Consider the following 10,246-nt stretch of genomic DNA (forward strand, 5'->3'; position numbering starts at 1 on the left):
TGCTGTTGGTCAGGACCCATCTTCGCGGAAGGCATTATGGCCAGCGGTCATGCGTACCGCACCAACAGGTCGAACACATGGCCGCACCGACCAGGCTCAGCAGAACGTCAAATCAATCCTTGCCAACGGAGAGCCGTCCACACATGGCGGATACCGTTGAAAAAGTCGCCCGGCTGAAAGGTTTGAAGAGCGGCGTGGTCACGATGAGCGCCTCAAGCGCGACCCGGCGTGCGTTGACGTCATCGACCGCTACGATCGACAGAACGAGTTCGGCGCAGTCGCCCCCCCACCGAACGTCGCGTCCGAGTTGACGGCCGCCACGCTGCCAGCGAGCGCAGCGCCCACGATGGCGAGCACGTGCTCCGCCGCGTTCAATGCAGGATGCAGGCTGTCCATCTCGATCGCCAGCGTGACGCCGGCCCACAGGCGACAGTCCAACGCAGGCGCGTGGGCGATGTCGCTGATCAACTTCAACAGTGCCGGTGACGGCATATAGAAGGGCTCCATCGGAGGAGAGGCGCCATGTCCGATCTTGGTTTTCATACGTATGTCTTTCTGAATTTGGAGCGGCCGCGGCGTCGGTGAAAGGCGTCTCGTGGCGACGGACTCGACTGCGTCAGCGTGAGAGCGCTTGAGACGGTGTGCGCCGCGTCGAAAAGTTCTCTCATCCTAAGTCATTGAAATCACTACTCCCCGCCGGACTCGAAATGACCCGCAAGTTGGAAATCCGAGCCGCGCCGCGGTGTCAGAATTACCGCTCGCTCGATCACGGGGTCACGCGAAACATAGGCGACTGGCGACTGGCGACTGGCGAATGATGAGCACCTACCCGAAAGCGGACGCCGTCAAGCGCCGCTTTGAGTCAGAACCGGTCGAAATCCGCTGGTTTCAGCCACGCCTTCACAATTCCAGATGCCGCCCCTTCACGGCGACCGCCATTGCCAGACCCTGCGGGCCCGGCGTCAGTATCGCCGCCTCCCCAACCGCTAATGACCGGGCCCCGACCTTCAACCGTCCATAATGCTCAACCCCGTGGGTGTCCCGCACCACCACGAATGGCGCCGCCCCCGCCTCATCATGGAACCCCGTCTTCACCACCACGCCCTTCACCTTCTCACGCCCCAGAAGCAGCACCTCCCGAGCCCCCGCCAGCCGACGCTGGTTCATCGTCCTGATGATGTCCCGGCGAGCCTGAAGCGTCCGAAGCTTCATCTCCATCTCCGAATGGAGCCGGTATCGCCGCCCCGTCCGCACGGCGAGACCCAGACCCTCCAGATGCCGGAGCCGCCCGCGGGTCAGCGCCGCCCAGGCGTCGTTGGCGCCCACCCCGTCGTCAACCGTCCCGCCCGCATCCGCCGCCGCCAGCAGGCGTCGGTCGAACCCGGTGAAACGATCCGCTTCAGTCTCCCTCCACACGCGTCGCTCGGCCTCGACCCGCGACAGGTCGCCCCGGCGCTCCTGAGCGACCTCCTGCGCCCGGGCCCGGAAGCCGTAGCCCATGTAGTTGCGCGGAATGACGAGGTCGCGTCCGTCCCCTCGCCGCCCCCGCACCAGGACATGGGCGTGCGGCTGGCCGGTGTCGTAGTGGCAGGTCGCGACCCAGCGCAGATCCGGCTCGCCAAGGTCCGCCGAGACGCGCGCCATCACCTCCCGAACATACCCCTTCAGATCGGCGATCCGGTCGCCGTGCTCGGGCGAGACGATGAAGCGGAAATGATGGCGGTCCCCGCTCCAGCCCCGTGTCTCGAGAGACGCCTCCACGTCGTCGTTCGTGCGGTCAAAGAAGTCCGGGCGAGCGCCGTCGACGCCCGCGCCCGACCGGCCGAGATAGGCGAGGTGCGCCGCCAGCGCCCCCGCCCGCACCGCGCCCTTTCCGACATGTCTCGACACCAGGGCCTTCACGATTACACGTTGGCGGACGTCCATTCGGAAGGCTCGACCTGACCGCCCCTGCGCCGCCCTGAGCACGCCCGAACGATCACCCAGGGCGAACTGCCGCGAGGCCGTCAGCCGCTGGAACATCCCCGTTCGCACCGGGACACGGTCGGCCTTCAGGGACAGGGGAAGGCGCACCTGGACACCCTCCGCATCCCGTACGGCGCCAATGGACAGCCGGGTCTCGATCGCCTCGCGGATGAGCATGTCGCGCCTCCTGAAAAGGCCGCCGAACCGCTCGAACCCGACAACTCTCCGCAAGTCATCAATCGCCCGACGTTCATCGGCTAACTCATCGAAAGAATAGGCGAAACAGGACCGACAAATCTCCTCCTTTTATCTTGCCCTAACCCCCTTTTCCCAGATTTCCGGACATCGCTTTCACCACCGACCGCATCCGATCAAACCCCGTCAAATGCGCCCCCACATGGAGCTCCGAGGGGCCCGCCGCTCGCCACAGCCCTCCGGACGGCATGACAAAACCCGCCCGGCCGAAGCCGAGCGGGTCAACGCCATGACGTCGATGTCTCTCAGTGTGGTCGGGACCGGACCGCGAGATGCCGTACACCCTGTTCCATCGCCTTCTGCCCGAGGTTGAGCGCCGGCCCGAACGGACGCCCGTCCGCCGCCCTCGCTTCGTCCAGGGACCGGGCCAGGGTGAGGCAGCAGGTCGGCTCGAGCGCGATCAGGTCATCGTTCGCCCTGAAGGGAGCCGCCTTGCCGTGGGCGTCGAAATCCGCCCGGGCGAGGATCAGCTTCACCCCCTTCTGCTTCGACCACTGGATCGCCAGCTTCTCGGCGCCCTTAGCCCCCGTGGTCGCGAGCGCCATGTCCGGCCACTCCGCCAGGGCCCAGTTGAGGGCGTCGAAGATCCTCGCCGCATCGTCGCGGCTGTCTGCCGTCGGCGCGCCCCGGAAGGCTATCACCGGTCCGCCCGGATCGGCCTCTCCCGCTCGACGGCTGCGGATCGCCCGGATCGCCTGCTTGGCCTCCAGCTGGGCGGCGGTCAGATGCGTGCCGCGCCGGCTTCCGCGCCAGGCGGTCCAGACCTCGCCGGTAGCGACCGTCCAGGTCTCGGCCGCGGCGTCCCGGATCATTTCGGCCGCCCTGGTCGCAGCGTCGCCGGCCCGGCCACGGGCCGTCGCCTCCTGGAGTTCGACGTCCGCCGCCTCGGAGCCGTCGAAGTCGCGATCCAGCCGGCGCATCGCATCGCGCGCCCGGTCCGCATCCCGCTCGATCCGTCCCGCCGCCGAATGGAAGGCGCCGATCAGGGCTTCTCCCAGGAGGGTCTGGAAGTCCTCAAGCGCCGAGTCGGAGATCAGGTCCAGAAGTTCAGTCATGAGGGCGCGCCCGAGCTGGACCAGGGCCTCTTCGGTCGGATGCGGGCGCATATCGCCGAGCGTGGCGGTCAGGTCGTCGAAGGCGGAGTCGGACTTCTGGGCGAAGGGAGAGGTGAAGGCGGGGTTCGAGCTGTGCATCGGATCATTTCCTGTTCTGAAATGTCGCAGCGCCCCATGCGCAACGACCCCGCTCCTGGCCACGTCGGGGCCCCCGGCGGTCACCGGAGCGGACCGCCTCTCGCGGGCCGTGGAGGGAAACGGCGAAGCCGTTGACGGCCGGGGTGACGTGACAGGATCGGAGGGCGTTGTGTGGGGGCATGTCCTCGTCCCTCCTGGGACGAGGACGCCTTTCGGCGCCGTCGCGCCGATTGGGACGATGGAGAACAGCCGCCCCCCCGTCCGCGACGACGGCCCGCCGTCGTCGCCTGCACTCGCGTCCGGGATTTCCGTCAGTCGATGGCGACCGACCTCAGCAGAGTTTCGACCGAACAGGATCGAGGCTGATAGCCGACGGCGGCGTGCGCCGCGCAGAAGGCGCCGCGCGCGACCGTCCGGCCGCACAGGCCGAACCCGGCTTCTCCCGGATGGCCGTAGGGCCATCGGCATTCCCCCCGTCCGACTGTGAGGACTGTGGCGGTGGCGGTCGCGGGCGTTTCAGGCCGCGGATCAAAGCGAGGCGCACGCAAGGTCACCTTCGGTCGATGGGCGCGGGCTCGCGACCGGACGACGGACAAGGCCCCCACCTGAGGCCCGCGACCCAGGCCCAGTCGGTGGAGCTTGCCGAGAACGGCGCAGCGCGAGACCTCGCGCCCCAGGTCGCGGGCGATCTGGGATGCGGTCCAACCCTGGCGCCAGAGGTCGGCCAGGCGTGAAATCCTGTCTTCGGTCCAGATGGAGGCGGTCATGACGAAACTCATGGTCAGCGAGCCCGATCGGCTCGCCCCCGACCGCCCTTCCTCCGTCCTCCCTCCGCCCTCCCTGGGCCCTCCCTGGGCCGACACGACAATGGCCCGGCGCAGAGGCGCCGGGCCAGGACGTGAGGCTGAAGGGGTCGGTTCAGGATCAGAACGGGATGTCGTCGTTCAGATCATGAGCACCCGCGGTCTCCTGGATGGCGGCATCGGCGGTCTGGTCACCGTCGGGAGAGCTTTCGCGACGGTTCTTCAGCCGGATGTCGTCCACGACCAGGCGGAGGTCGTAGTGTTCGACGCCGTCCTTGCCGGTCCAGCTGTCGTTTTCGACATGGCCCTGAATCACCACCCGGCTGCCTTTCCGAGCGAAGGGCGCGATATAGTTCTCGGTCGTCGCCTCATTGAAGCAGATGCAGTTGAAGCCGGTCGTGCGCTCGCCCGGCGTGCCGTCCGATCGACGAAACCGGGTCGTCTCCAGCACGCGAAAACTCGCGCGCTTCCTGCCGGACTCCTTGGCCGCGAGGATGGAGGGGGCGGCGGTGAGATAGCCTTCAAGCGTCAGGGTCTGCATGGTCAGTCTCCTTGAAATGATTGATTGAGGGGATCAGGCCGCCGCCTGTTCGGGAACGGCGGCCTGGCGATCCTCGGCCCAGTCGAGGACCGTCAGCCGGTTCACCACCAGTTCCTTGGCGGCGCGCTCCGTGCCGTCGCGGGCCGTATAGGCGGTGTCGATGAAGGCGCCGACGACGAGGGCTTCACAGCCCTGGGCGAGCCCCCGGGCGATGACCTTCTCGTTCAGTCCCCTGGACCAGCTGACACAGTTGACGCCGACGATGCGGTCCTTGCCCGCAAGGTCCACGCCGCGCTTCTCGAGCAGCCGGAACACCGCCTTGGCGAAGTCCGGACTGATCTGGGGGTCGGCCGCCAGCCGGCCGGTGAACACCATGGTCTGCATCTTCAGTCTCCTGTTGATCCGAAGCGTCCAGGGAGCCGTTCTCCCTGTTCCGCCTCGCCCCCGATCCTCCCTTCCCTCCCCTCCCGAACCGGTCCCGCCGCGCGACGGGACCGGCCCGGCCCGTCAGGCGGCCTGGATACGCAGGACGGCTTCTCCGGCCGGCGTCACCAGGAAGACACCGGTCCCATCGGGGGCGGCGCAGTCCGGATCGTCATCGCGTCCGGATGCGTCCCCGGCCCCGCCGCAGGCCTCGAGGCCGGCCTCGACGCCGGACTCGTCGCCGGCCTCGTCGCCGGCCGACGCCTCGACGCCGCCTCCCTCCGATGGAGGTTCAGCCTTCGCCCCGTCCGCCTCACCCGAGGCTTCGGCGTCGTCGGTCGCGGCGTCGTCTTCCGGCGGCGCCGTCCAGGACAGGCAGGCCGGCGCCCAGTTCCGTTCAGCGGCCTGATCGGCCGTCCAGGCGACCAGTTCGGTCTTCTTCAGCCGCCCGTCCTCCTCCGACGACGCGCCCATGGCCGCGAGCATGCCCAGCAGCTGGGCCCTGGAGTGCGACTGGAGGAAGGGCGCGTCCGGCGTCCAAACGCGCGTGACATCCGCCTCGCACAGGGCGGCCAGTTCGGCGGCCTCGGACCGGGCCGATCCCCGGACTAGGCTCGTCCTCTCCTCACGTAGATCCAGACTGAGGGCCGTCAGTTCAGCGAGCAGGCCGAGCCGGTCATCGGCCGCCAGGCCGTGCACCCATGCGACCAGGGTCTGGCCGGACGCCGCCCAGGCGCGGCGTCGATCGTCCAAACGCTCGCGCACCGCCCCGTCCAGGGCCTCGATCACCCGGCCGCCGGTCGGGCTGAAGGCGGAGGCGGTCACGGTCAGGGCGGATTCCGAACGGGCTATCGAGGGGCGGACCGCCAGGACGCCGAAGAGGCGCGCCGTCAGGGCGGTCAGGGCGACATCGGGCGCGTCGGCCAGGGCGCGGATCAGCCCCCGCGTCGCGACGTCGGTACGCACCGCATGGAGAGCGTGGGTCACCCCTTCGGTCTCCGGCTCCGGCGCTTCGGCGTGTGGCGGCGCATAGGCGGGCTCCGACCGCCTCCAGATCTGCGGTGCCGCCTCATCCCCCGCCTTCAAGCTTCCCTCGAAGCCGGCCTCGTCGTCGGGCTCCACCTCGGCCGGTCCGTAGCATTCGACCTCCACCCCGGTCCGAAGCGAGGGCCGCAGCACCACGACGGTCGCGACACGCTCGCCCGCTCCGGCCTGGTCTTGGGCGATGCGTGCGCGGATCAGGGGCTCCAGGCCGGCGACGACATCGTCCCCGACCCCTTCCGCTTCCACGGCGTCGGCGGCCGCATGGGCGCGCTCACGGGCCTCGCGGTAGAGGGTCGCCGAAGCCTCCGAAAGCGCGCCGTAGGCGTAGCCAAGCCGTTCCAGATCTTCGGCCAGGTCCGGGGACGGACCCGCGCCGAGATGGACGGTCAGGCCTTCGCCTTCCAGAAGCGCTGCGACCTCTCCCATCCGTTGCATCCAGGCCTGGGTAAGCCGGTCGGGATCGAGCAGGACCGGCGGCCGCTCTCCGAACAGGTCGGTCTCGGTCCGGCCGCCCGCCGCCGCATAGAGGGCGGGCGTCACCAGGCCGCAACGAGGGTCGCGCGTCGTGGTCCGTTCGGCGTCGAGACGCTCCGTGATCCGCCATTCGGGCAGGCCGTGGCCGTCGAGCGCGCCCTGGGCCAGATCGGCCTGTTCGTCGGCGTCCTTGAGCCGGGCCAGGAGTTTGGCCTGGCGCAGGGTGAGCCGACCGGTCTTCAGCGCCTCGAGCGCGACGGCCGGAAGGGCCGAAAGCGCCGCCAGCCGCCGGATATCCACTTCGCAATATCCGAGCGCCCGGGCGATCGCGGAGACCGTGAGCCGGGCCTTGAGCATCCGGCCGATGGCGACCACGACGTCGGCGACATGGACGGGCACGGCCATATTGGTCAGGACGGTCGCAGCCGCCTGGCGGGCCCGGTCGGTCTCGACGAAGACCTCGACCGGATGATCGTCGCCCACGACGCCGGCGTCGCGGAGCAGACGCAAGGCCAGCAGCCGGCGACGGCCGTCCAGGACCATGAAGGCCGCCTCACGGCGGCGCCCGGGCCGGACGGTCGGGAACTGCAGCAGGCCGGCGGCGGCGATCGTGTCGGCGAGTTGCGGAATTTCATCGTCGGCGGCCTGGCCGTAGCGAAGGTTCTCGGGCCCGATGTCGAGATCGCCGAGACGGACGGTGCGTTGGCTGCGCGTCGGGACCGGGCTCGTCTGCGGTGTGGATTGCGCCTGGGCGACATCGGGACGAGCCTCGAGGCGGCGGGTACGGGTCTGGGCGTGACGGGACATGGATCTTCTCCCGCCGGTCGATGGAGCCTATCCCCGTCGCACCGGCGCCCCGCCCCGCCCTTCCTCCCCGCCTTTTCGGAGCGCCGCCTCGGCGTCGTTCCAGTCGCCGAAAGTCTCGGGCGGCAGGCGAATGCAGGCCTCGACGCCCTGCGACTGAAGCCGGCGCCGGAGGCGGGCGGCGGCCTCTTCACCCGCCGGTCCGCGATCGGCCGCGATGACCACCTTGCGCACCGTCGCCGGGGCCGACCAGCGGGCGAGATTGCCCGCCGACAGGAGCGCCCACCCCGGCAGGCCGAAGCGCGCCGAAGCCGACAGGGTCGTCATCACCCCTTCCCCGACCACCAGGACCGGACCGGGCGGCGCCAGACGCACCGCCGCGCCGGCCGGCACGAGGCCGACCGTCTTGCGCGCCAGCCTCAACCGGCGTGCGCGCCGGCCGTCCGGGTCAAGGTAGGTGAGTTCGACGGCGCTCAACCGTCCGTCCGGGGCCCGGACGGCGGCGACCAGAGCCGGACAGGTCGGCCCCCCGTCGCGAAAGACCGACACCGGCGCGCCCGGATGGCGACGGAGGTCGCCCAGGCGGGCGGGCGGCGTCTCGATTCCGCGCCGCCGGAGATGGTGCGCACACAGGTCGCCGTCGATGATCGGGATCGTCGCCGCCCAGAGGCGGCGAGCAGCCTCGATCCGGACCCCGGGAACGGGACGCGCGGTCGAGGGCGCCGCCAGAGACGGGCCTCCGCCGGCCAGCCGGCCGTCGGCGTCGATCAGGCCCAGGGTCAGTAGATGGTCGCGAACCGATCGCCAGTCCGCGGCGCCGAACCCATGGATCACCAGTCGGTCCCCCTCCAGCAGCAGGGACACCGACCGGTCGGCCTGGCTGTGGCCGGGCGCCGGGACATTGGCGCGACGCCCGCCCTGATAAAGGTCGCCGCCCAGGGCGGCCACGATGGGGTGCAGTGTCATGGCCGGCTCACATCAGGCCCAGGGCTCGAAAGCTCGCCGTGCCTTCACGGCCGACGATCACATGGTCATGGACCTGCAGGTTGAACAGCCGGGCCGCGTCCACGACCTGGCGCGTCATCTCGATGTCCGCCTGCGACGGACCGGGATCGCCCGACGGGTGGCTGTGCACCAGGATCAGGGCGCTGGCGGAGAGCTCCAGCGCCCTGCGGACCACTTCACGGGGATAGACCGGGGCATGGTCGACCGTCCCGTCCGCGCGCCATTCTTCCCTCATCAGGATGTTGCGACGGTCGAGGTAGAGGACGCGAAATTGCTCTCGAGGCGCATGCGCCAGATCTGCGCGGAGATAGGACGTCAGGGCGGTCCAGGACGACAGGACCGGTCGGCGCAGGGCCTCGGCCCTCGCCATGGCCACAGCCAGGGCCCGGACCTGCCCCAGGTCGGCGACCGCGGCCGTCGCGAGGCCGGCACGAAGCAGGGCGGCTTCATCGGCCGCGGCGACGCCGGCCAGGCCGCCGAAGGCCGCGATCAGGTCGGCGGCGACGGCCCGGCAGGCGGCAGGCGACCGGCTTCGCGCAAGGATAGCCGCCAGCAGGTCAAGGTCGCTGTCGCCGACGGTCGAGGCTGGTGCAGGGCCAAGTTCACGGATGGTCGACGCGGGTCGGGACGACATGACGTCCTCCTGTCTGCCGCTCCCGATCGGAGCGCTCCCAGCCGCCCTTCCTTTTCCTTTCATCGGGTTGGCCGGTGCACGGCCCGTTCACCCATTGGCCCTAGCCTGTCTCGATGAGCTCGAAACCATCCCGTTCAACCGGCTCCCGCTGGCAGGTGCGGCGCAACAGTCGCCTTCTCTCCATGACGGCGACCATCATGGCCGTCGCCTTCATCGCCGCCCTGAACTGGCCCGAGGCTGACGCCGATAGTCGCACCTCGCCGCCTCCCGCAGCCGCTGAAGACGCCCTTACATCTTCGCCGACCGAGACCGGTTTCCTGTGCGATGTGGCCTTTGTGAACGACGGCGACACCCTACGATGCAAGGACGGCACAAGGGTCAGGCTCCACGCCGTCGCGGCGCGGGAGACCGACGAAACCTGTTCGCCGGGCCACCCCTGCCCGACAGCCAGCGCCGCTTCCGCTACAGCCGAGCTGAACCGGCTTGCCGCCGGCAAGACCCTTCGTTGCGAACAGACCGGCCGAAGCTACAACCGCGTCACCGCTATCTGCTGGGCGCCGTCGGGCGAAGAGATCAATTGCGCCATGGTGGCGAGCGGCACGACCCTGGTCTGGGAGACGTTTGATCGGAAAAAGCCACTATGCGGGCGCTGATATTTACGACGGCGTGAACCGGATCGTCTTCGCGTGGCGACCTGGGGCCATGCCCAAGGGGCCGCAGACCGAAGCGCCTCAAGCGCCTGCGTGTTATAGGCGGCGTACCGGGCGATCCGTCGCCTCCATCGCAGGGCGTCATGGCGCGACAATCACGGATTTCGACCCGGCTTTCCGCAGCCAGTCTGGTCCACCTCGGCGCCCCGCGCCTGGCGGATCTGCTGATCGAGGCCGGCGCGGGGAACGCCAACCTGAAGCGTCGGCTCCGCCTGGAACTCGCCGCAGAGGCGGGTCATGAACTGCTGGCCCTGGAGATCGACAAGCGACTGTCGGCGCTCGCGGCGGCCCGCACCCGCATCTCCTGGCGCAAGCGGGGCGAGTTGATCGAGGACCTCGAAGCCCACCGGAAAATGATCGTCGAGCGCCTGGCGCCGGCAGCCCCGGCCGAGGCG

At 69.5% G+C, this 10,246-nt stretch carries 11 protein-coding genes; 2 read left to right on the forward strand and 9 right to left on the reverse strand.

Annotated elements, in window-relative coordinates; all coding sequences use genetic code 11:
* Nucleotides 1–249: 249 nt before the first annotated feature.
* The 9 genes from AC1DJ5_RS14430 to AC1DJ5_RS14470 all read right to left on the reverse strand — a co-directional run bounded on the left by AC1DJ5_RS14430 (nt 250) and on the right by AC1DJ5_RS14470 (nt 9,141).
* A complete protein-coding gene (locus AC1DJ5_RS14430) occupies nt 250–543 on the reverse strand; it encodes a hypothetical protein (RefSeq protein WP_477021039.1) in 294 nt (97 codons plus the stop codon).
* Nucleotides 544–900: 357 nt separating this feature from the next.
* Nucleotides 901–2,142, reverse strand: a complete 1,242-nt coding sequence (locus AC1DJ5_RS14435; RefSeq protein ID WP_477021040.1) for a DUF3363 domain-containing protein — start codon at nt 2,140–2,142, stop codon at nt 901–903.
* Nucleotides 2,143–2,465: 323 nt separating this feature from the next.
* Nucleotides 2,466–3,413, reverse strand: coding sequence for a DUF2493 domain-containing protein (locus AC1DJ5_RS14440; protein ID WP_477021049.1), 948 nt, complete (start codon nt 3,411–3,413; stop codon nt 2,466–2,468).
* Nucleotides 3,414–3,724: 311 nt separating this feature from the next.
* The gene (locus tag AC1DJ5_RS14445; RefSeq protein WP_477021041.1) at nt 3,725–4,180 is read right to left on the reverse strand and encodes a GcrA family cell cycle regulator; all 456 of its coding nucleotides are present in this window, start codon (nt 4,178–4,180) and stop codon (nt 3,725–3,727) included.
* A 157-nt stretch (nt 4,181–4,337) separates the two neighbouring features.
* Nucleotides 4,338–4,757, reverse strand: coding sequence for a single-stranded DNA-binding protein (locus AC1DJ5_RS14450; RefSeq protein WP_477021042.1), 420 nt, complete (start codon nt 4,755–4,757; stop codon nt 4,338–4,340).
* Between the two features lie 33 nt (nt 4,758–4,790).
* Nucleotides 4,791–5,141 carry a single-stranded DNA-binding protein gene (locus tag AC1DJ5_RS14455; protein ID WP_477021043.1) on the reverse strand — a complete coding sequence of 117 codons (351 nt, stop codon included), beginning with the start codon at nt 5,139–5,141 and terminating at the stop codon, nt 4,791–4,793.
* A 123-nt stretch (nt 5,142–5,264) separates the two neighbouring features.
* Entirely contained in the window at nt 5,265–7,505 is a 2,241-nt protein-coding gene (locus tag AC1DJ5_RS14460; RefSeq protein WP_477021044.1) for a ParB/RepB/Spo0J family partition protein, read from the reverse strand.
* A gap of 27 nt (nt 7,506–7,532) precedes the next feature.
* Nucleotides 7,533–8,468, reverse strand: coding sequence for a toprim domain-containing protein (locus tag AC1DJ5_RS14465; RefSeq protein ID WP_477021045.1), 936 nt, complete (start codon nt 8,466–8,468; stop codon nt 7,533–7,535).
* A 7-nt stretch (nt 8,469–8,475) separates the two neighbouring features.
* Nucleotides 8,476–9,141, reverse strand: a complete 666-nt coding sequence (locus AC1DJ5_RS14470; protein ID WP_477021046.1) for a JAB domain-containing protein — start codon at nt 9,139–9,141, stop codon at nt 8,476–8,478.
* A 182-nt stretch (nt 9,142–9,323) separates the two neighbouring features.
* Between AC1DJ5_RS14470 and AC1DJ5_RS14475 the strand changes: the two genes are divergently transcribed.
* The gene (locus AC1DJ5_RS14475; protein WP_477021047.1) at nt 9,324–9,794 is read left to right on the forward strand and encodes a thermonuclease family protein; all 471 of its coding nucleotides are present in this window, start codon (nt 9,324–9,326) and stop codon (nt 9,792–9,794) included.
* 140 nt (nt 9,795–9,934) lie between these two features.
* On the forward strand, nt 9,935–10,246 hold a 312-nt coding region (locus AC1DJ5_RS14480; protein ID WP_477021048.1), incomplete at its 3' end, for a DUF6880 family protein.

This window comes from Brevundimonas sp. 01N35 (genome assembly GCF_056399785.1).